The organism is Burkholderia sp. 10_S31, assembly GCF_056930375.1.
The window spans coordinates 3039954-3060966 of the sequence record NZ_JBXOWK010000003.1 but is presented as its reverse complement, the minus strand read 5'-3'; the positions used below and the strand labels follow the sequence as shown (position 1 = coordinate 3060966).

At 66.6% G+C, this 21013-nt stretch carries 20 protein-coding genes; 7 read left to right on the top strand and 13 right to left on the bottom strand.

Translation table 11 applies throughout. The features are described from left to right. Positions 1-11 precede the first annotated feature (11 nt). From AC1Z3W_RS34415 to kdsD, 11 genes are all read right to left on the bottom strand, one after another. Entirely contained in the window at positions 12-647 is a 636-nt protein-coding gene (locus AC1Z3W_RS34415) for an LON peptidase substrate-binding domain-containing protein (protein ID WP_057926526.1), read from the bottom strand. 26 nt (positions 648-673) lie between these two features. After that, positions 674-1582 (bottom strand): RNase adapter RapZ, encoded by a 909-nt coding sequence (gene rapZ / locus AC1Z3W_RS34410; RefSeq protein WP_057926527.1) that lies wholly within the window; start codon positions 1580-1582, stop codon positions 674-676. Between the two features lie 75 nt (positions 1583-1657). Further along, positions 1658-2626 carry an HPr(Ser) kinase/phosphatase gene (gene hprK, locus AC1Z3W_RS34405; RefSeq protein ID WP_006483133.1) on the bottom strand — a complete coding sequence of 323 codons (969 nt, stop codon included), beginning with the start codon at positions 2624-2626 and terminating at the stop codon, positions 1658-1660. Positions 2627-2755: 129 nt separating this feature from the next. After that, the gene (locus AC1Z3W_RS34400) at positions 2756-3295 is read right to left on the bottom strand and encodes a PTS sugar transporter subunit IIA (RefSeq protein WP_082664695.1); all 540 of its coding nucleotides are present in this window, start codon (positions 3293-3295) and stop codon (positions 2756-2758) included. A 169-nt stretch (positions 3296-3464) separates the two neighbouring features. Beyond that, positions 3465-3824 (bottom strand): ribosome hibernation-promoting factor, HPF/YfiA family, encoded by a 360-nt coding sequence (hpf, locus tag AC1Z3W_RS34395; RefSeq protein WP_006477786.1) that lies wholly within the window; start codon positions 3822-3824, stop codon positions 3465-3467. Positions 3825-3983: 159 nt separating this feature from the next. Further along, positions 3984-5489, bottom strand: a complete 1506-nt coding sequence (locus AC1Z3W_RS34390) for an RNA polymerase factor sigma-54 (protein ID WP_483509405.1) — start codon at positions 5487-5489, stop codon at positions 3984-3986. 171 nt (positions 5490-5660) lie between these two features. Further along, the gene (gene lptB / locus AC1Z3W_RS34385; RefSeq protein WP_039321689.1) at positions 5661-6437 is read right to left on the bottom strand and encodes an LPS export ABC transporter ATP-binding protein; all 777 of its coding nucleotides are present in this window, start codon (positions 6435-6437) and stop codon (positions 5661-5663) included. Continuing rightward, the gene (gene lptA / locus AC1Z3W_RS34380) at positions 6434-7099 is read right to left on the bottom strand and encodes a lipopolysaccharide transport periplasmic protein LptA (protein ID WP_057926529.1); all 666 of its coding nucleotides are present in this window, start codon (positions 7097-7099) and stop codon (positions 6434-6436) included. The genes lptB and lptA overlap by 4 nt, the downstream gene beginning before the upstream one ends. A gap of 20 nt (positions 7100-7119) precedes the next feature. Next, the gene (gene lptC / locus AC1Z3W_RS34375) at positions 7120-7734 is read right to left on the bottom strand and encodes an LPS export ABC transporter periplasmic protein LptC (protein ID WP_057926530.1); all 615 of its coding nucleotides are present in this window, start codon (positions 7732-7734) and stop codon (positions 7120-7122) included. A 3-nt stretch (positions 7735-7737) separates the two neighbouring features. Beyond that, positions 7738-8274 carry a KdsC family phosphatase gene (locus AC1Z3W_RS34370; RefSeq protein WP_483509404.1) on the bottom strand — a complete coding sequence of 179 codons (537 nt, stop codon included), beginning with the start codon at positions 8272-8274 and terminating at the stop codon, positions 7738-7740. Continuing rightward, positions 8274-9257: an arabinose 5-phosphate isomerase KdsD gene (kdsD, locus tag AC1Z3W_RS34365; protein WP_057926532.1), complete on the bottom strand. Its 984-nt coding sequence runs from the start codon at positions 9255-9257 to the stop codon at positions 8274-8276. Before kdsD ends, AC1Z3W_RS34370 begins: the two co-directional genes overlap by 1 nt. Before the next feature lie 125 nt (positions 9258-9382). Here kdsD and AC1Z3W_RS34360 point away from each other — a divergent pair, with 125 nt between their 5' ends. From AC1Z3W_RS34360 to purU, 5 genes are all read left to right on the top strand, one after another. Then, positions 9383-11389, top strand: a complete 2007-nt coding sequence (locus AC1Z3W_RS34360; RefSeq protein ID WP_057926673.1) for a monovalent cation:proton antiporter family protein — start codon at positions 9383-9385, stop codon at positions 11387-11389. A gap of 78 nt (positions 11390-11467) precedes the next feature. Then, entirely contained in the window at positions 11468-12034 is a 567-nt protein-coding gene (locus AC1Z3W_RS34355; protein WP_040141994.1) for an adenine phosphoribosyltransferase, read from the top strand. Between the two features lie 34 nt (positions 12035-12068). Beyond that, a complete protein-coding gene (locus tag AC1Z3W_RS34350) occupies positions 12069-12683 on the top strand; it encodes a LysE family translocator (RefSeq protein WP_057926533.1) in 615 nt (204 codons plus the stop codon). Positions 12684-12688: 5 nt separating this feature from the next. Beyond that, positions 12689-13546: an NUDIX hydrolase gene (locus tag AC1Z3W_RS34345; RefSeq protein WP_175826138.1), complete on the top strand. Its 858-nt coding sequence runs from the start codon at positions 12689-12691 to the stop codon at positions 13544-13546. 50 nt (positions 13547-13596) lie between these two features. Then, positions 13597-14481 (top strand): formyltetrahydrofolate deformylase, encoded by an 885-nt coding sequence (gene purU, locus AC1Z3W_RS34340; protein ID WP_057926535.1) that lies wholly within the window; start codon positions 13597-13599, stop codon positions 14479-14481. Positions 14482-14609: 128 nt separating this feature from the next. Here the strand turns inward: purU and AC1Z3W_RS34335 are convergent, their stop codons facing one another. Together AC1Z3W_RS34335 and uvrA are read right to left on the bottom strand one after the other, a co-directional pair. Next, positions 14610-15692: an AI-2E family transporter gene (locus AC1Z3W_RS34335; protein ID WP_057926536.1), complete on the bottom strand. Its 1083-nt coding sequence runs from the start codon at positions 15690-15692 to the stop codon at positions 14610-14612. 255 nt (positions 15693-15947) lie between these two features. Further along, positions 15948-18833: an excinuclease ABC subunit UvrA gene (uvrA, locus tag AC1Z3W_RS34330; protein ID WP_057926537.1), complete on the bottom strand. Its 2886-nt coding sequence runs from the start codon at positions 18831-18833 to the stop codon at positions 15948-15950. Positions 18834-19108: 275 nt separating this feature from the next. On the opposite strand from uvrA, the gene AC1Z3W_RS34325 reads away from it, so the two are divergent. Both AC1Z3W_RS34325 and AC1Z3W_RS34320 read left to right on the top strand, forming a co-directional pair. Further along, the gene (locus AC1Z3W_RS34325; RefSeq protein WP_057926538.1) at positions 19109-20296 is read left to right on the top strand and encodes an MFS transporter; all 1188 of its coding nucleotides are present in this window, start codon (positions 19109-19111) and stop codon (positions 20294-20296) included. Positions 20297-20398: 102 nt separating this feature from the next. Further along, entirely contained in the window at positions 20399-20950 is a 552-nt protein-coding gene (locus AC1Z3W_RS34320; protein WP_124834240.1) for a single-stranded DNA-binding protein, read from the top strand. Positions 20951-21013 lie beyond the last annotated feature (63 nt).

The window sequence follows — 21013 nt, the reverse complement described above, 5'->3', positions numbered from 1 at the left end:
TCGGTCGGCGCCTACAGCCATCCGTGCCGGTCGAGCACATGGTGCACGGCATCGATCCGCGCACCGACATCCGGAAACTCCATCAGCTTCTGTCGCGCGCGCAGGTCGAGCGGCAGCAGTTCCGCGAGGCGGTTCGACACCCAGCTCGGGTCGTCGAGGCGGAACGGTTCGCCGAACGGCAGCTTGCCGGGTTCGGATTTCTTCAGCGCTTCGATGATTCGCTCGAGCACCTCGGCGCACGAGCCGAATTGCGCGAGCGCCTGCTCGCCTTCGAGCGGGATGTCGTCGGGCAGCGGCTCCGCGATGCCGACCAGCAGCCCGTTGCCTTCGACGCGATGCGACAGCAGCTCGAAACGCTGCGTGCCGATTGCCTGCAGGTACAGCATCCCGAATTCGCCGGTGTCGCACTCGGTGATGCGCGCCATGCAGCCGATGGTCTCGGGCACGGACACGGCCCCGTCCTGCGCGACTTCGGGGCCGCTCTTCAACAGGCATACGCCGAATGGCGCGTCGTCGCGCAGGCAGGCGCGGCACATGTCGAGATAGCGTGCCTCGAACACCTTGAGCGGCAGCCAGCCACCGGGGAACAGCACCGTGTGCAACGGAAACAGCGGCAGGTCGATCAGGGTGGTCGATAGGGTGGACATGGTGCGCCGGCGAGAGGGCGGTGTCGCTAAGGTCGGGCGACCTCGGTGACGAGCCGCGACGACGCGTCGACATCCACGGGCGCGTCACGATGCCGCACGATCACGTTCGCATCGTGCGCGAGGCGCGCGGCGAGCGTTTCCGCGATGAACACCGAGCGATGCTGACCGCCCGTGCAGCCGATGGCGACGGTCAGGTAGCTGCGGTTGTCTTCGCGAAAGTGCGGCAGCCATTTCATCAGGAACGCATGGATGTCGTCGATCATCTGGTGGACGATCGGCAGTGCGTCGAGAAAGGCGATGACCGGCTGGTCCAGCCCAGTGAGCGGGCGCAGCTCATGGTCGTAGTACGGATTCGGCAGTGCGCGCACGTCGAACATCAGGTCGGCATCGAGCGGCACGCCGCGCTTGAAGCCGAATGACTCGAACATCACCATCAGGTCGTTGCTCTTCTGCTCGATGAATCGCTTGACCCACGTGCGCAGCACGTTCGCGCGCAGCGTACTGGTATCGATCTGGTGACCGAATTCGGCGAGCGGCGCGACCAGGTCGCGCTCGCGCTCGATCGCTTCCTCGAGCGACGACAGCAGCCCGACGTTCGCGTCGTGCGACGGCGAGCCGGACAGCGGGTGGCGCCGGCGTGTTTCGGAGAAGCGCTGGATCAGCGCCTGCGTGCTCGCATTGAGGAACAGCACGCGGACATCGTGCTCGAGCGACAGCGCGCGGATCAGGCCGGGCAATTCGTCCAGCGACGCGCTCGAACGCGCATCGATCGCGACCGCGAGCCGGTGCTGACCGCCATCGGCAAGGTAGCGGGCGAGTTCGGGGAGCACGTGCGGCGGCAGGTTGTCGACGCAGTAATAGCCTGCGTCTTCTAGCGCGTTCAGCGCGACAGACTTGCCTGAGCCGGAGATGCCGGTGATGAGGACGATGCGCATGGGAAGCAGAGAATCCTGACGTTTCATCATAGCACCGGCTCGACGTGTCGGCGCTGCGAGGCCGGCGCGGAGAAGTTACACGAGCTTGCCGGGGAACTGACTGTCGGGATCTTGCATCGCGAGTCGTTGCCGATCCATGAAATCGCGCAACGTATCGATGCCGCGCAACTGCAGGATCGTGTTCCGCACGGCCGCCTCGACCAGCACCGCGAGGTTGCGGCCGGCCGCAACCTGGATCGTGACCTTGCTGATCGGCAGGCCGAGCACGTCGACCGTCTGGCTTTCCAGCGGCAGCCGCTGGAATTCGCCGTCCGGGCGGCGCACGAGCTGGACGATCAGCTTCAGCTTCATTTTCCGGCGCACGGCGGTTTCACCGAAGATCGTCTTGATGTCGAGCAGGCCGAGGCCGCGCACTTCGAGCAGGTTCTGCAGCAGCGGCGGGCAGCGGCCTTCGACGAAATCGGGGCCAAGTCGGACGAAGTCGACGGCGTCGTCGGCGACGAGGCCGTGGCCGCGGCTGATGAGTTCGAGGCCGAGCTCGCTCTTGCCGAGCCCGGAGTCGCCGGTGAGCAGCACGCCCATCCCGAGGATGTCGAGGAACACGCCGTGCAGCGTCGCGCGCGGCGCGAGGATGCGTGACATGTAGAGCCGCAGGCTGTCGATCACCGCGGCGGCCGACATCGGCGTCGTGAACAGCGGCGTGGACGAGCGCGTGCAGCGCAGCACGAGTTCGGGTGGCGCGGCGGCGCCGCCGGCGACGACGAGGAACGGCGGTTCGAGCGCGATCAGCTCGGCCATGTGGCGCGAACGGTCTTCGTCGGTCTGCCGCTGGTAGTAGTCGATTTCGGCTTCGCCGAGCACCTGGATCCGGTTCGGGTGGATCAGGTTCAGGTGGCCGACGAGGTCGGCGCTCGACGTCGCGTTGCCGACGGTGTCGGCCGAAAAACCGCGCTCCCAGCCTTCATGCCCCGTCAGCCAGCTCAGTTTCAGCGTGGCCGCGTTGTCGTCGAAGATGCTCTGGGCGTTGATGCTGGACGTATCCATGACTCTCGTCACTCCAATGAGCCGGTGCATGCGCTTGGCGACGGGCGTCGCCATGCCGGACCGGCGCCGGGCGGCCCTGGACGGCGGCGCGTGCCGCCTCGTTCGGGAAAATATTCCGTCCGGATCAACTCAAGGTTGCCACTGAGTGAGCAGGCGATGCAACTCGGCGAGATCTGTTTCGTTGTGCAGACGCTCGCGCGCGTCGCGATCGGACAGCAGTTGCGCGATTTCCGACAGGATCTCGAGGTGCTGCTGGGTGGCTTGCTCGGGGACGAGCAGGAAAATCAGGAGACCGACCGGCTGGCCGTCGGGGGCTTCGAATGGGATCGCGTCGGCGAGCCGCACGAACGCGGCGAGCGGGTGCTTGAGCCCCTTGATGCGCCCGTGCGGAATCGCGACGCCTTCGCCGAGCCCGGTCGAGCCGAGGCGCTCGCGCGCGAACAGGTTGTCCGTGACGGTGCTGCGGGCGATGCCGTTCTGATTCTCGAAGATCAGCCCGGCTTGTTCGAAGACGCGTTTCTTGCTGGTAACGGAGAGGTCGATGACGACGTTCTCGATGGGCAGGATTTTGGCTAGGCGATTCATGTTGGCAGGCGATTGGGCGGCCTGGGGTCTCCTTGCGGCGGCAGACTGATTTTCCATGTTCGGCGATATCAAGGCGTTCGGCATCGGCAACCTGCAAGGCAGCTACCGCACCCAACGCCCCCCGGCGATAACCGGAACATTATAGAGCACAGCCGCGTGCGTGGCGCAGCATGGACGGACCGGTCGCACCACTGCCGCTCGGACACAAAAAAAACGCCCGGCGAACCGGGCGGCGTGTATGTTGCGGTGAACGTTATTGCGGCGGCAGTTCGATCTGGTCGATCGACGGCTGCAGCTTGATCGGGTCATGCGCATGGGTCTGCAGACGCTCCATGTGCTTGACGACCTGGCGATCCAGCTTGTCGATCAGCAGATCGATCGCAGCGTACAGGTTACCGTTTGCGCTTTCGACGAAGATGTCCTTGCCCTTCAGGTGCAGGTTGATTTCCGCGCGCTGCTGCTTGTCCTTTTCCTTGTGATTGTCGACCGAGAGGATCACAGTGCCATCGATCACCTGATCGCTATGCCGTAGCACCCGGTCCAGCTTGGTGATCACGTATTCGCGAATTGCAGGCGTGACTTCGAGATGATGTCCACTGATCTTCAGGTTCATAGTGCTTCTCCAAGCGAGTGACCACGCGGCCGCATCGAGGCGGCGCTCCGGTCGACTTGCCCCTGCCGCACATGGCGGCAAATTCGCGGACAGGTCGCCCGGCCTGTTCCCCGTATGCGCGGTGGCCGGAACACGCCTGCCGCCGGGCAGGCAGCAGGCTTAAAGAGACTTGCGCAGATTCACTGCCGGGATTTTGAGGGCTTCGCGATACTTGGCAACCGTGCGGCGCGCAACCACGAATCCCTGTTCTGCCAGCAGCTCGGCAATGCGGCTGTCCGAAAGTGGCGATTTTGGGTCTTCAGCTCCTATCAGTTGCTTGATCAGGGCTCGGATGGCGGTCGACGATGCGGCGCCTCCGGTGTCGGTCGAAACGTGTGATCCGAAGAAGTACTTAAATTCAAGCGTCCCGAACGGGGTCAGCATGTACTTGCCTGTTGTCACACGGCTGACAGTCGACTCGTGTAGGCCCAGCGTATCAGCTATTTCCCGCAAAACCAAGGGGCGCATGGCAATTTCACCGTGCGCAAAGAAATTCTTCTGACGTTCGACAATAGCCTGCGCGACACGCAGGATCGTGTCGAATCGCTGCTGGATGTTCTTGATCAGCCAGCGCGCTTCCTGGAGCTGTTGTTTCAGCGATCCGGCCGACGGATCGCCGCGGCTGTTGCGCAGAATGTTCGCGTACAGATTGTTGATCCGCAGACGCGGCATCACTTCCGGATTGAGTTCCGTGAGCCAGCCCTGGCCGGCCTTCTTCACGATGATGTCGGGCACGACGTAGTCGGCCTCGGCCTTGCCGTAGGCGGCGCCGGGGAACGGCTCCAGCGAGCGGATCAGCGCGTGCGCGTCGCGCAGTGCGTCGTCCGTCGCCTTCAGCTGCTTGCGCAGCCGCGTGAAGTCGCGCGCGGCGAGCAGCTCGAGGTGCTGCGACACGATCTCGAGCGCGAGCGTGCGGGTGGGGGACGGATCGAGGCGCAGCAACTGCAGCTTCAGGCATTCGGAGGCCGAACGGGCCCCGACCCCGGCCGGGTCGAAACTGTGCAGCAGCGCGAGCGCCGCATTCAGTTCGTCGCAGTCGATTTCCAGTTCCGGCGGCAGGTCGGCGAGCACTTCGTCGAGCGAGGCGGTCAGGTAGCCGTCGTCGTCGAGCGATTCGATCAGGAACATCACGAGCGCGCGATCGCGCGGGCTGGCCTGCGTGACGCGCAATTGCGCGGACAGGTGGTCGCGCAGCGACGTCGCGGCTTCCTGTACCTGCAGCGGCGGGAGGTCGTCGTCATCCGAGGCACCGCTCGAGCGGCCGAACTCGTCGAGATTCCACTGCGGGCCGTCGCCGGCGTCACCCGACGCGTAGCCGTCGTATTCGTCGGCGCCGGCCGGCTCGTCGCGCTCGGCGCGATCGCTCGACTGGCTGCCGCCGTTGACGGCGCCCGGTTCGGTGTTTTGGCCGGGAGGCGTCTGCGCGATCAGCGATCCGTCCGCCGCGACACGCAGCGGGCTCGCGATCCATTCGTCATCGTTCTCGAGCAGCGGATTCTGCGCGACGGCCATCGCGACTTCCTGCTGCAGTTCGAGCGTCGACAGCTGCAGGAGCCGGATCGACTGCTGCAGTTGCGGTGTCAGCGCCAGGTGCTGCGACAGGCGGAGTTGAAGGCTGGCTTTCATGGCGAGGAGGGAGTCATACCGGCAGTTTGCCACGACCCAGGCGTATTGAGCCATCCGCGATTACGCGCGGCGCGGCGCTTGGCCGCGGACAGGAGCCGCCGTGCGGCGGAGCACGCGGGCGCGACCCCGCGCGGCGATGCCGGGCGGGGTGCAGCCAGCCACAGGGGGACGTTACATGCGGAAGTGTTCGCCGAGGTACACGCGGCGCACGCTTTCGTTTTCGATGATGTCGCTCGGCGCGCCGGCGGCAAGCACCGAGCCGTCGCTGATGATGTATGCGTGGTCGCAGATGCCGAGCGTTTCGCGGACGTTGTGATCGGTTATCAACACGCCGATGTTGCGCTGCTTCAGGAACTTGACGATCTTCTGGATCTCGAGCACTGCGATCGGGTCGACGCCGGCGAACGGTTCATCGAGCAGGATGAAGTTCGGGTTGGTCGCGAGCGCACGCGCGATCTCGACGCGACGGCGTTCGCCGCCCGACAGCGACAGCGCCGGGTTCTCGCGCAGATGGCCGATCTGCAGCTCGTCGAGCAACGCCTCGGTGCGCGACGCGATCGCGTCCTTCGACAGCCGCTTGCCGTCTTCGCCGTGCTGCAGTTCGAGCACCGCGCGGATGTTTTCCTCGACGGTCAGCTTGCGGAACACTGACGCTTCCTGCGGCAGGTACGACAGGCCGAGCGATGCACGCTTGTGGATCGGCAGCAGGCTGATCGAGCTGCCGTTCAGCGAGATCTCGCCCGCGTCGAGCGGCACGAGGCCGACGATCATGTAGAACGACGTCGTCTTGCCGGCGCCGTTCGGGCCGAGCAGGCCGACGACTTCGCCGCTCTTCACGTCGAGCGACACGTCCTTGACGACCGTGCGCGAGCCATAGCGTTTCTTCAGGTTGCGGACGACGAGCGAGCTCGTCGTGCCGGCCGGCTGGCGGTTCGGTAGCGCGTTCATTGGCCCGGCGCTCCCTGGATCGTGGTCGACGGCGACAGCTTCGCCGGCGCGCCGTTCAACTGCCCGGGGCCGCCGTTCTTCGGCGAGAGCATCGCGCGCACGCGGCCGTTCGGGTTGCCCGGCGCCGCGACGTCCTTGCCGCCCTTCGCGGTGTAGAAGTCGCGCTGGCCGTCGTACGTGATCACGCTGCCGTGCACGGTGTCGGCGACGGTCGACGTGCCCTGCAGGCGGCGCACGGTCGCGGCGGTGGTCAGCGTCGTCAGGTCCTGCTTGCCGTCGTAGTCGATGCGCTCGGCGTCGCCGTCGATGTATTCGTCGAGACCTTCGCGCTTCTGGCGGAACGTCGCGTGCTTCTTGCCGCTGCCGAACGACGTTGCGTACTGGTAGCCTTCCGGATCCTGGCGCACTTCGACGCGATCGCCCTTGATGATGATCGTGCCCTTCGTGATCACGACGTTGCCGGTCGCGACCGTCACCTGCTTCAGGTCGTCATAGGTCAGGTTGTCCGCCTCGACGTTGATCGGCTTGTTCTGGTCGGCCTTCTCGGCATGGGCGAGCGGCGCCAGCCCGACGAGCGGGAGCGCCACGAGCGTCGCGGCGAGCGCGGCGCGGACGGCGCGCGCAGCGCCGCCGGAATTCTGTCGAGGGAACGGTTCGTTCATGCAGTCACGTGAGGGATGCGTCACCTGGATTGACCTTTCGAGCCGCCGGACGTGTCCGCCGCGGCGATCGTGCCGCGCACGTTGCCGTAAAGCTCGATGACCCGGGTGACGTTGTTGTACTTCATGCCGTCGGTCGCGTTGACGAGCGACAGGCCGCGCTGAAGTTTAACCGGCTTTTCGGTCTGGATCACATCGTCATTGACGAAGATCCGGAAATGCTGGGAATCGGCCTGCATCTGCGGATCGCCGCCGCCGGCCACGCGCAGGATGCGCGCGTCGTCGTACAAATCGACGATCGACACGTCGCCGTTGACGGTGCCGCGCTTCGCGGTGGTCGTGACGACCGGTTTGCCGGGCTGGAATGCGCGCATGGCCGGATCGGTCAGGTCGCTGTTTTCCGTGTCTTCGTAGTGGACCAGTTTCGCGGCCGTCAGCCGGTACTGGGTCGTGCCCGACTGGTCGAGCTCGGTGACCGAGAAGTTGTCCGCGAAATAGTCGGGCGTATGGCGTTTCGGCTGCACGGTGCCTTCGCCGGGCGGCGGCAGCGTCGCCTGCAGCAGCCACCACGTGATGCCCGCGAGCGCGGCGACCGCGATGAGCGGCAGCAGCTGGGTCCAGCGGAAATGCGTGTTCATCCGTCAGGCTCCGCAGGCAGCCGCGAGCAGCGTATCGTAGCGGCGCTGCGCGCGCAGGATCGCGTCGCAGACTTCGCGCACGGCGCCCTGGCCGCCGCGGGCCTCGGCCACCCAGTGCGCGCGGGCGATCACTTCGGGGTGCGCGTTGGCCGGCGCAGTCGCGAAGCCGCAGCACAGCATCACCGGCAGGTCGGGCCAGTCGTCACCCATGTAGCCGCAGGCGTCGGCGCCGATGCCGAGCGACGCGATCAGGTCGGCGAACACCGTGAGCTTGTTCTCGACGCCCTGGAACAGGTGCGCGATCTTCATTTCCTTCGCGCGCGCCGCGACGATCTCCGAGCGGCGGCCGGTGATGATCGCGGTCGCGATGCCGGCTTCGCCGAGCAGCTTCACGCCATGGCCGTCGAGCGAATTGAACGACTTCATCGCGTCGCCGGCCGCGGTAAACAGCAGGCCGCCGTCGGTCAGTACGCCGTCGACGTCGAAAATCATCAGCTTCACGCGGCTTGCGCGTTCGGCCGCAGTCAGCGCTGCACTCATCAGATCACCTTCTTCGAAAACAGGTCGTGCATGTTCAGCGCGCCGATCAGCGCGCCGTCGGCATCGACGACCAGCATCTGGTTGATCCGGTGGCGCTCCATCAGTTCCACGGCCTCGACCGCCAGGTGATCCGGTGCGATTGTGCGTGGGTCGCGCGTCATCACTTCGGTGATCGACAAGGTGCGGAAGTCGCCGTCGCGTGCGAGCACGCGGCGCAGGTCGCCGTCCGTGAAGATGCCGACGACCTTGCCGTCGGCGTCGACCACGGCGGTCATGCCGAGGCGCTTCGCGGTGATCTGAAACAGCGCGTCAGACAGCGTTGCGTCGAGCCCGACGGACGGGACGTCGTCGCCCGAGCGCATCACGTCGCGCACGTAGGTGAGCAGGCGTCGGCCGAGTGCACCGCCCGGGTGCGAGCGCGCGAAATCTTCCGAACCGAAGCCGCGAGCGTCGAGCACGGCGATCGCAAGCGCGTCGCCGAGCGCGAGCGCGGCGGTCGTGCTCGCGGTGGGCGCGAGGTTCAGGGGGCACGCTTCCTTCGACACCGCGGCGTTCAGGTTCACGTCGGCGAGCGTGCCGAGGCTCGATTCGGCACGGCCCGTGATCGCGATCAGCTTTGCGCCGATCCGCTTGACGAGCGGCAGGATCGCGACGAGTTCTTCCGACTCGCCTGAATAGGAGATGCCGATGAAGACGTCGTCCGACGTAACCATGCCGAGGTCGCCGTGGCTGGCCTCGGCCGGGTGAACGAAGAAGGCCGGCGTGCCGGTGCTCGCGAGCGTGGCCGCGATCTTGCGGGCGATGTGCCCCGATTTGCCGATGCCCGATACCACGACGCGGCCGCGGCAGCCGAGCAGCAGCGCGACGGCCTGGACGAAGTCGCCGTCGAGCTGGTCGCGCAGCGCGCGCACGGCGTCCGCCTCGATGTCGAGCACGTCGCGGGCGAGCGCGAGCGCCCGATCATCATTGATTTTCGCTATCATGCGCGGAGTATAGCAAAGGCGTTTGTTCGCCGCGCCGGGCTCTCGGACTCGTCCGAGGACGCCTGTCCATCGCCACCACCCGCGCCCGCATTGCCGTGGCCCCGACGAACGAGGACGCTTCGCCCGTGATTTCCCCGCTCGAAATGACCCTGCTGCTGCTGCTGGCCTCGGTGGTGGGCGTCGTCGTATTTCGCTCGTTGAACCTGCCGCCGATGCTCGGCTACCTGACCGTCGGCATCCTGGTCGGCCCGCACGCGTTCGGCATCGCCGCGGACCTCGAGCGGGCCGAGCATCTTGCGGAATTCGGCGTGGTGTTCCTGATGTTCTCGATCGGCCTCGAGTTCTCGCTCGCGAAGCTGAGGGCGATGCAGCGGCTCGTGTTCGGGCTCGGGCTGCTGCAGGTGGTCGCGACACTCGTGCTCGCGGTCGTGCTCGGCGCGCTGTTCGAGCGCTGGATGCACATCACGTGGCAGGGCAGCGTCGCGCTCGGCGGCGCGCTTGCGATGTCGTCGACGGCGATCGTGTCGAAGATGCTCGCCGAGCGGCTCGAGATCGAGACCGCGCACGGCCGCAACATCTTCGGCGTGCTGCTGTTCCAGGATCTTGCGGTGGTGCCGCTCCTGATCGTGATCGCCGCGTTCGGTGCCGAGTCGTCGAAGGATCTCGCGATCACGCTCGGCTTCGCGGCGGTCAAGATCGTGATCGCGCTCGCGCTGCTGCTGATCGTCGGCCAGCGCTTCATGACGCGCTGGCTCAACGTCGTCGCGCGGCGCCGCTCGCAGGAGCTGTTCGTGCTGAACCTGCTGCTCGTCACGCTCGGCGCCGCGTTCATCACCGACCGCTTCGGCCTGTCGCTCGCGCTCGGCGCGTTCATCGCAGGGATGCTGATCTCCGAGACGCCGTTCCGTCACCAGGTGGAAGAGGACATCAAGCCGTTTCGCGACGTGCTGCTCGGGCTGTTCTTCGTGACGACGGGGATGCTGCTCGATCCGCGCGTGATCTGGGAGCACCCGTTGCTCGTGCTCGGCTTCTTCGTCGGGCAGATCCTGTTCAAGGGGACGATGATCGCCGGGCTCGCGCGCCTGTTCGGCGCAACGCCGGGCGTCGCGATGCGCACCGGCATCGGGCTCGCGCAGGCCGGCGAGTTCGGCTTCGTGCTGCTGAACCTGATCCTCGACCGGCATCTCGTCGATTCGACGCTGCTGCAGGCGATCCTCGCGTCGATGCTGCTGTCGATGCTCGCCGCGCCGTTCCTGATCCAGAACGCCGACCGGATCGTGATGCGGCTGTCGTCGACGGAATGGATGCAGCAGTCGCTGCAGATGACGCGGATCGCGACGCAAAGCCTCAAGCAGCGCGGCCACGTGATCATCTGCGGCTACGGCCGCGCGGGGCAGAACCTGGCGCGCATGCTCGAGCAGGAAGGCATTTCGTACGTCGCGCTCGACCTCGACCCCGATCGCGTGAGCGCGGCCGCGACGGCCGGCGAATCGGTCGTGTTCGGCGATGCGGCGCGGCGCGAGTCGCTGCTCGCGGCCGGTATCCATCGCGCGGCGGCTGTCGCGATCACGTATGCGAACACGCCGTCGGCGCTGCGCGTGCTGCACCACGTGCACGAGCTGGAGCCGACGCTGCCGGCGATCGTGCGCACGGTCGACGACGCCGATCTCGAGAAGTTGCTCGCGGCCGGCGCGACCGAGGTGATCCCGGAAATCGTCGAGGGCAGCCTGATGCTCGCGTCGCACACGCTGGTGCTGGTCGGCGTGCCGATGCGCAAGGTCGTGCGGCGCGTCGAGGAGATGCGCGACGAGCGCTACAGCCTGCTGCGCGGCTATTTCCGCGGCGCGGACGATGCGGACGACGACGATCACGAGCAGGTGCGGCTACAATCGGTGCCGGTCGACGCGCGCGCGGACGCGGTCGGGCGCTCGCTGGAGGAGCTCGGGCTGTATGCGCTCGGGCTGGAAGTCACGGCGATCCGCCGGCACGGGATCCGCGGCGTCGAACCCGATCCGCAGACCAAGCTGCGCGCGAGCGACATCGTCGTGCTGCGCGGGCTGCCCGAAGCGCTCGCGCTTGCGGAGGAGCGGCTGTCGCGCCATCGGCGCGAGCCGCCGGCCGCGGTCGCCTGAGTCGCGATTCGATAACCTGACCCGTATTTATTCGAAACGGTGCCCGATCTTCGCGCACCGTTTTTTTCGGAGAGTTTCATGCCGCATTCGTCGTCGGGCGCACCGCTCGATCCGGTCGCCTTCATTCACAGCCAGATCCGCACCGTGCCCGACTGGCCGCAGCCGGGCGTGATGTTCCGCGACATCACGACGCTGCTGCAGAGCCCGAAGGCGCTGCGCATCCTGGTCGACCTGTTCGTCGAACGCTATGTCGATGCGAAGCTCGACTACGTCGCGGGGCTCGACGCGCGCGGCTTCATCATCGCGCCGATCGTCGCGTACGAGCTGAGCGTCGGCTTCGTGCCGATCCGCAAGGTCGGCAAGCTGCCGTACAAGACGCGCTCGGAATCGTACGACCTCGAATACGGCAGCGCGACGGTCGAGATCCACGAAGACGCGTGCCGCCCCGGCGACCGCGTGATCATCATGGACGACCTGATCGCAACCGGCGGCACGATGATGGCGGGGCGCAACCTGCTGCAGCGGCTCGGCGCGGTCGTCGTCGAAGGCGCGGCGATCATCGACCTGCCCGATCTCGGCGGCTCGGCGCTGCTGCGCAACGCGGGGCTGCCCGTCTATACCGTCACCGAATTCGCCGGCCACTGAACCACTGAACGCCGGCTCTCGCCGCGAGGTCACGATGCCCAACTTCATGCTGTTTCTCGCCACGTCGATCGCGATCACGTTCGCGCCGGGTCCCGACAACCTGCAGGTGCTCGCGCGCGGCATCTCGCAGGGCCGCGCGGCCGGCTTCGTCGCCGCGCTCGGCTTCACGGCCGGGATCCTGTTCCATACGACGCTCGCGGCGCTCGGCGTCGCGGCCGTGCTGCGTTCGTCGCCGGTCGCGTTCCAGGCGCTGAAGCTCGCGGGCGCCGCGTACCTCGTGTGGATCGGCATCAAGGCGCTGCGCAGCCAGGGTCTTGCGAATGCGCATGCGCGTGAGCCGCAGCCGCTTGGCGCGATCTTCCGGCAGAGCGTGATCGGCAACCTGATGAACCCGAAGGTCACGCTGTTCTTCGTCGTGTTCCTGCCGCAGTTCGTCGATCCGCACGGCGTGCAGGGCGTGACGCTGCAGATGTTCGAACTCGGCGCGCTGTTCATGCTGCAGACGGCCGCGATCTTCTCGCTGTTCGGCATCGGCGCGGGCGCGATCGGCGCATGGCTGAAGCGCCGCCCGAAGGCCGGCGTGTGGCTCGACCGGATTGCCGGTGCGACCTTCATCGCGATCGGCATCCGCGTGGCGCTGAAGGACTGAACCCGATGACGTTTCCGTGCATTGCGGCCGCGCGCCGCTTCGATCCGGCCGCGCACTTGCGTTTCGAGATCGCCGGCGAGCAGGTCGGCTGGGTGCGTCGCCAGGACGTCGCGAAGCTCGCCCGCTGGCCCGACGTGTTCGAGCTGACGGACGAGCGTGTCGTGCTGTCGGCGCGCTACGACACGGTCGACGCGCGCAGCATGGCGCTCGCGAGCGCGATCGGCGCGCTGGCGGCCGAAGGTGCGATTCCCGGCTGGCGCGACGAGATTTATGCGATCCGCAACCGCTTCGACGATCCGCCGCTCGCGTATATCGAGCGCGCCGCGTCGCGCTTCTTCGGCACGCAGACTTATGCGGTGCACCTGAACGGCATCGTAGAATATGCGGCTGCGCCGGGTTCGCCCGCCGTGCCGCAGATGTGGCTCGGCCGCCGCAGCGCGACCAAGGCCACCGACCCCGGCATGCTCGACAACGTCGTCGCAGGCGGCATCGGCTGGGGCTTGGGCGTTCACGAGACGCTCACGAAGGAGTGCTGGGAAGAGGCCGGCATGCCGGCCGACCTGGCGGCGCGCGCGATCGCGGGCCGGGCGGTGCAGGTGCTGTGCTCGCTGCCGGAAGGCACGCAGTCCGAACTGATCTTCGTGTACGACCTGCCGCTGCCGCGCGACTTCGCGCCGCACAACCAGGACGGCGAAGTGGCCGAGCACCTGCTGGCCGGCGTGCCCGAGGTGATTGGCTGGCTGCGCGAAGGCCGCGCGACGATGGATGCGAGCCTCGCGATGCTCGACACGCTGCTGCGCCACCGCTGGCTCGCGGCGGCGGAAGCCGCGGGCATCGACGCGCTGTTCGCGCCGGCCGCGTAACGCGCTGAACGGCCTATTTGACGAATACCGAAACGAAGGGAGTAGCGGTCATGTCGACCGATCACAGCTTTATCTTGAAACTGTCGTGCCCCGACCGGCACGGCATCGTTCACGCGGTCTCGGGCTTCCTGTTCGAGCGCAGCAACAACATCCTCGACTCGGCGCAGTTCGGCGACAGCCGCACCAGCGAGTTTTTCATGCGCGTGCACTTCGAGCAGGATGCCGACGGCGCGGATGCCGCGTCGGCGCTCGATACGCTTCGCAAGGAATTCGCGCCGCTCGCCGAGCAGTTCGCGATGCGCTGGGAAATGCACGACGCGGCGGTGAAGCCGCGCGTCGTGATCATGGTGTCGAAGATCGGCCATTGCCTGAACGACCTGCTGTTCCGCTATCGCACCGGCCAGCTGCCGATCGAGATCCCGGCGATCGTGTCGAACCACAAGGAGTTCTATCAGCTCGCCGCGAGCTACAACATCCCGTTCCATCACTTTCCGCTCGTCGGCGGGTCGTCCGATGCGGCGAAGGCCGCGCAGGAAGCGCGCGTGCTGGGCGTGATCGACGAACACCAGGCCGATCTCGTCGTGCTCGCGCGCTACATGCAGATCCTGTCGCCGAACATGTGCGAGCAGCTCGCCGGCCGCGCGATCAACATCCACCATTCGTTCCTGCCGAGCTTCAAGGGCGCGAAGCCGTACTACCAGGCGTTCGACCGCGGCGTGAAGCTGATCGGCGCGACCGCGCACTATGTGACGACCGACCTCGACGAAGGCCCGATCATCGAGCAGGAAGTCGAGCGCGTCGACCACAGCATGACGCCCGACCAGCTCACGGCGATCGGCCGCGACGTCGAGTGCGTGACGCTCGCGCGCGCGGTGAAGTGGCACGTCGAGCACCGGATCGTGCTGAACGGGACGAAGACCGTCGTGTTCCGCTGATCCGCGGGTTGCGTCGGCCGGCCTGTGCCGGCCGTCGATTGCTGCAAACAAGAACGCCGCGCCCTTCACGGGGCGCGGCGTTTTTTTATCGCGTGATGCGTGTGACGGGCAGGGCGGGGGCGCGGCCGTCAGATCAGCCGCAGCATGTACAACTCGCGCTTCAGGTATGCATAGAAGATCGGCGCGGCGATCACGCCCGGCAGCCCGAACGCGGCTTCCATGATCAGCATCGCGAGCAGCAGCTCCCACGCGCGCGACTCGATCTGGCCGCCGATGATCTTCGCGTTCAGGAAGTATTCGAGCTTGTGGATCACGACGAGGAACGCAAGCGATGCGATCGCCGTGCCCATGCTGACCGACAGCGACACCGCGACGATCAGCGTGTTCGAGATCAGGTTGCCGATCACCGGCAGCAGCCCGACGATGAACGTGACGAGCACGAGGGTCTTCGACAGCGGCAGCCGCTGGTGGAAGAGCGGCAGCGCGACGAGCAGGTAGATGCCGGTGAAGGCCGCGTTGATCGCCGAGATCTTGATCTGCGCGAACACGATCCGGCGGAACGACTCGGCGAAGCGCGACACGCGCGTGACGAGCGCGGTCGACAGCGGCCGGCGCACCTTGCCGTGCTCGACGCCGATCGCGATCATCGCGCCGATGATCATCCCGAACAGCACATGGCCGAAGCCGCGCGCGACGCTCTTGCCGCCTTGCTGGAGCTGATCCATGTGCGAGTGCATCAGCAGCGCCGCCTTGGATTTCATCTGTTCGACGTCGACGGGCAGCAGGTTCGCGATCCAGGAAGGCGTGCGCGCGCGGGTCTGCTCGACGATCTGCATCAGCTGGTCGAGCAGGCTCTGCAGGTTCGGCACCGTGTGCTCGAAGTGTTCGATGATGCCGATCGTCAGGCCCGTGAGCCCGCCGACGATCGCAATCGACAGCAGCACGACGGCGACCCAGCGCGCGCGCATGCTCGTCGTGTGGCGTTCGATCACCGGGGCGATCGTGTGGATCAGCTGATAGACCAGCATGCCGGCCAGCAGCCCGCCCAGCAGCTTGAGTTCGATGACGAGCACCATCGCGATGAGGGCGAACAGATAGCTGCCGATCTCGATCGCCGACAGCTTCGGCAGGCTGAAGTCGCTCGTCAGCCGCACGCTGCGCAGGTGCGGCTCGCGGTTCTGCGCGTCGCGCGACTCTTGTTGCTTCTCCATCGTGGATTCCTGTCGTTCGTGTGTCGTGCCGCGCGGTGGGCGGCAGGACGGCGGTCGCCCGGCGTCGCACCGGGTTGGTGCGGATGGCGAACCTTACGACCGTAAAGTATAGCTGCCATTATGGTCCGCCACGGGGCTGTTTGGCTCGTGGTGTAAACGTAGAGGGGAAAACGGCAGAAGGGAAAACGAGGAAACCGGCGCCGCCGCGAGCGGCGGGGGCGCGCGGCCGGCAGCCGCGCGCGGGAACGAAAGCTGTCAGCCGGCCGCCGCCTTGCGGGTCGGACGCTTGAGCAGCGGAGCGAGGTACTTGCCGGTGAAGCTCGCCTTGGTCTTCGCGACCTGCTCCGGCGTGCCCTGCGCGATGATCTGCCCGCCGCCGGCACCGCCCTCGGGGCCGAGGTCGATCACCCAGTCGGCCGTCTTGATCACGTCGAGGTTGTGCTCGATGATCACGACCGTGTTGCCCTGGTCGCGCAGCCGGTGGATCACTTCCAGCAACAGCGCGATGTCGTGGAAGTGCAGGCCGGTGGTCGGCTCGTCGAGGATGTACAGCGTGCGGCCCGTGTCGCGCTTCGACAGCTCCAGCGACAGCTTCACGCGCTGCGCCTCGCCGCCCGACAGCGTCGTGGCCGACTGGCCGAGGCGGATGTAGCCGAGGCCGACGTCGAGCAGCGTCTTCAGCTTGCGCGCGATCACCGGCACCGCGCTGAAGAATTCGTACGCGTGCTCGACGGTCATGTCGAGCACTTCGCTGATGTTCTTGCCCTTGTACTGCACTTCGAGCGTTTCGCGGTTGTAGCGCTTGCCGTGGCACACGTCGCACGGCACGTAGACGTCAGGCAGGAAGTGCATCTCGACCTTCAGCACGCCATCGCCCTGGCACGACTCGCAGCGGCCGCCCTTCACGTTGAACGAGAAGCGGCCCGGATCGTAGCCGCGCTCCTTCGCGGCCGGCACGCCCGAGAACAGCTCGCGGATCGGCGTGAACAGGCCCGTGTAGGTAGCCGGGTTCGAGCGCGGCGTGCGGCCGATCGGCGACTGGTCGACGTTGATCACCTTGTCGAAGTGCTCGAGGCCTTCGATCGCTTCGTGCGGCGCCGGTTCGGCCGACGAGCCGTACAGGTGGCGTGCGACTGCGTGATACAGCGTGTCGTTGATCAGCGTCGACTTGCCGGAACCCGACACGCCGGTGATGCAGGTCAAGAGGCCGACCGGCAGCTCGAGATCGACGTGCTTCAGGTTGTTGCCGTGCGCGTCGACGATGCGCAGCATCCGCTCGGGATCGGGCGCGAGCCGCTCGTCCGGATACTCGATCGTGCGCTTGCCGACCAGGTACTGGCCGGTCAGCGACTGCGGATTCGACTGCACCTGCTTCGGCGTGCCTTCGGCCACGATCACGCCACCGTGCTCGCCCGCGCCGGGGCCCATGTCGACGACGTAGTCGGCCGTGCGGATCATGTCCTCGTCGTGCTCGACGACGATCACCGAGTTGCCGAGGTCGCGCAGGTGCTTGAGCGTGCCGATCAGGCGGTCGTTGTCGCGCTGGTGCAGGCCGATCGACGGCTCGTCGAGCACGTACATCACGCCGGTCAGGCCCGAGCCGATCTGCGACGCGAGCCGGATCCGCTGCGCCTCGCCGCCGGACAGCGTTTCGGCGCTGCGCTCGAGCGACAGGTAGTCGAGGCCGACGTTGTTCAGGAAGGTCAGGCGCGCGACGATTTCCTTGATCACCTTGTCGGCGATCTCGCGCTTCGCGCCGTCGAGCGTCAGCCCGTCGAAATAGCCGAGCGCGTCGCGCAGCGGCCAGCCGCTGATTTCATAGATGCCGCGTGCGTAGTCGCCGGTGCCGACCCGCACGTGGCGCGCCTCGCGGCGCAGCCGCGTGCCGTCGCACGACGGGCACGGCTGGTTGTTCTGGTATTTCGACAGTTCCTCGCGCACCGCGACCGAATCGGTCTCGCGGTAACGGCGTTCGAGGTTCGGGATGATCCCTTCGAACACGTGCTCGCGGATCGTCGTGCGACCGCGCTCGTTGATGTACGAGAACGGGATCGTCTGCTTGCCCGAACCGAACAGCAGCACCTTGCGGATCTTTTCCGGCAGATCCTCGAACGCGGCGTCGATGTCGAAATCGTAGAACGCCGCGAGGCTCTGCAGCATCTGGAAGTAGAACTGGTTGCGGCGGTCCCAGCCCTTCACGGCGCCCGCGGCGAGCGACAGCGACGGGTGCGCGACGACCCGCTTCGGGTCGAAGAACGTGATCTGGCCGAGGCCGTCGCATTCCGGGCACGCGCCCATCGGGTTGTTGAACGAGAACAGGCGCGGCTCGAGCTCCTGCAGCGAGTACGAGCAGATCGGGCACGCGAACTTCGAGCTGAACAGGTGCTCGTGATCGGACTCCATCTCGAGCGCGATCGCGCGGCCGTCGGCGAGGCGCAGCGCGGTCTCGAACGATTCCGCGAGGCGCTGCTTCATGTCCGGGCGCACCTTCAGGCGGTCGACGACGACGTCGATCGTGTGCTTGTCGTTCTTCTTGAGCTTCGGCAGCGACTCGACCTCGTAGATCTTCGCGACGCCTTCGTTCGCGGTGCCGCCGCCCGAGCGCACGCGAAAGCGCACGAAGCCCTGCGCCTGCATGTCCTCGAACAGCTCGGCGTGCTCGCCCTTGCGGTTCGCGACGACGGGCGCGAGGATCATCAGCTTGGTTTCCTCGGGCAGCGCGAGCGCCGCGTCGACCATCTGCGACACGCTCTGCGCCTCGAGCGGGATGTCGTGGTCGGGGCAGTAGGGCGTGCCGACACGTGCGAACAAAAGTCGCAGGTAGTCGTGGATTTCGGTGACTGTGCCGACGGTCGAACGCGGGTTGTGGGACGTCGCCTTCTGCTCGATCGAGATCGCGGGCGACAGGCCCTCGATCAGGTCGACGTCGGGTTTCTCCATCAACTGCAGGAACTGGCGGGCGTACGCGGACAGGCTTTCGACATAGCGGCGCTGGCCCTCGGCGTAAAGGGTGTCGAACGCGAGCGACGACTTGCCCGACCCGGACAACCCGGTAATCACGATCAGCTTGTGGCGCGGCAGGTCGAGATTGACGTTTTTCAGGTTGTGGGTGCGTGCCCCACGGATACGGATCTGTTCCATGAACCTGGCGAAAATGGAGGGAACCAAACCTGCTACTATAACGGCTTTTCGAGGCCGTCGTTGGGGGCCCCAGCCTTTGCAGCAGCTGGCAGCAAGGCGGTGCCCACGCCGGGGAAAGCGGCCGCGCCGCACGGCTTCGGGCTGCCCGCGGGCTGCCTCGGGACGTCCCGGAAAGCGGCCCCGGAAAGCGCCTGCCAGGCGTGCCGGGCCGGTGGCCCTGATCTTCCGCCGCCCGCCGCCGGGCGGACATTCCGATCATTCGAAATTCATTCCCGATGTCCAATCCGTCCGCCACGTCTTCCCGCATGAGTGCGCCCGAATTGCGCGCGACCACGTCGCTCGCGGCGATCTTCGCGCTGCGCATGCTCGGCCTGTTCATGATCATGCCGGTGTTCTCGGTCTACGCGAAAACCATCCCGGGCGGCGACAACGTGCTGCTGGTCGGCATCGCGCTCGGGGCCTACGGCGTCACGCAGTCGCTGCTGTATATCTTCTACGGATGGGCATCGGACAAGTTCGGGCGCAAGCCCGTGATCGCCACCGGCCTGCTGATCTTCGCGCTCGGCAGCTTCGTCGCCGCGTTCGCGCACGACATCACGTGGATCATCGTCGGCCGCGTGATCCAGGGGATGGGTGCCGTGTCGTCCGCGGTGCTCGCGTTCATCGCCGACCTGACCTCCGAGCAGAACCGCACGAAGGCGATGGCGATGGTCGGCGGCTCGATCGGCGTGTCGTTCGCGGTCGCGATCGTCGGCGCGCCGATCGTGTTCCACTGGGTCGGGATGAGCGGGCTGTTCGCGATCGTCGGCGTGTTGTCGATCCTCGCGATCGGCGTCGTCGTGTGGATCGTGCCCGACGCGGCGAAGCCCGTGCACGTGCCTGCGCCGTTCGCCGAGGTGCTGCACAACGGCGAGCTGCTGCGTTTGAACTTCGGCGTGCTCGTGCTGCACGCGACGCAGACGGCGCTGTTCCTCGTCGTGCCGCGCCTGCTGGTCGACGGCGGGCTGCCGGTCGCCGCGCACTGGAAGGTCTACCTGCCGGTGATGGGGCTCGCGTTCGTGATGATGGTCCCGGCGATCATCGTCGCGGAAAAACGGGGCAAGATGAAGCCGGTGCTGCTCGGCGGCATTCTGGCTATCCTGATCGGCCAATTGTTGCTCGGCAGCGCACCGCATACCATCCTCATTGTGGCGGCGATCCTGTTCGTGTACTTCCTGGGTTTCAACATCCTGGAGGCGTCGCAGCCGTCGCTCGTGTCGAAGCTCGCGCCCGGTTCGCGCAAGGGCGCGGCCACGGGCGTCTACAACACCACGCAATCGATCGGGCTCGCGCTCGGCGGCATCGTGGGCGGTTGGCTGCTGAAGCACGGCGGCGCGAACACCGTCTTCTATGCGTGCTCGGGGCTCGTTGCCGCGTGGCTTATAATCGCGGCCAGCATGAAAGCGCCGCCGCGCAAGGCCTGAACCTCTTTTCGGGCAGGCACCGGCGGCGCTCGCCGGCCTGTCCGGCGGGCCGCTCCGACGACATTCGCGGGCGGCCCGGCATCGAATTTACTGGAGAAACACATGGCATCCGTCAACAAGGTCATCCTCGTCGGCAATCTCGGCGCCGATCCTGAAGTCCGTTACCTGCCGAGCGGCGACGCGGTTGCGAACATCCGTCTCGCGACGACCGATCGCTACAAGGACAAGGCAAGCGGCGATTTCAAGGAAATGACCGAGTGGCACCGCGTCGCGTTCTTCGGCCGTCTCGCCGAAATCGTCAGCGAATACCTGAAGAAGGGGTCGTCGGTCTATATCGAAGGCCGCATCCGCACGCGCAAGTGGCAGGGCCAGGACGGCCAGGATCGCTACTCGACCGAAATCGTCGCCGACCAGATGCAGATGCTCGGCGGCCGCGGTGGTGCGGGCGGCGGCGGTGGCGGCGGTGACGAAGGCGGTTATGGCGGCGGCTACGCTGGTGGCGGCGGCGGTCGTGGCGGCGAACAGATGGAGCGCGGCGGTGGCGGCGGTCGTGCCGGCGGCGCACCGCGCGGTGGCGCAAGCGGCGGCCAGAGCCGTCCGAGCGCGCCGGCAGGTGGCGGCTTCGACGAGATGGACGACGATATCCCGTTCTGATCGGCAAGTCGGCATCCAGCATCACGATGGGCCTGAATGTCCGAGTCAAGCCAACCGCTTGGC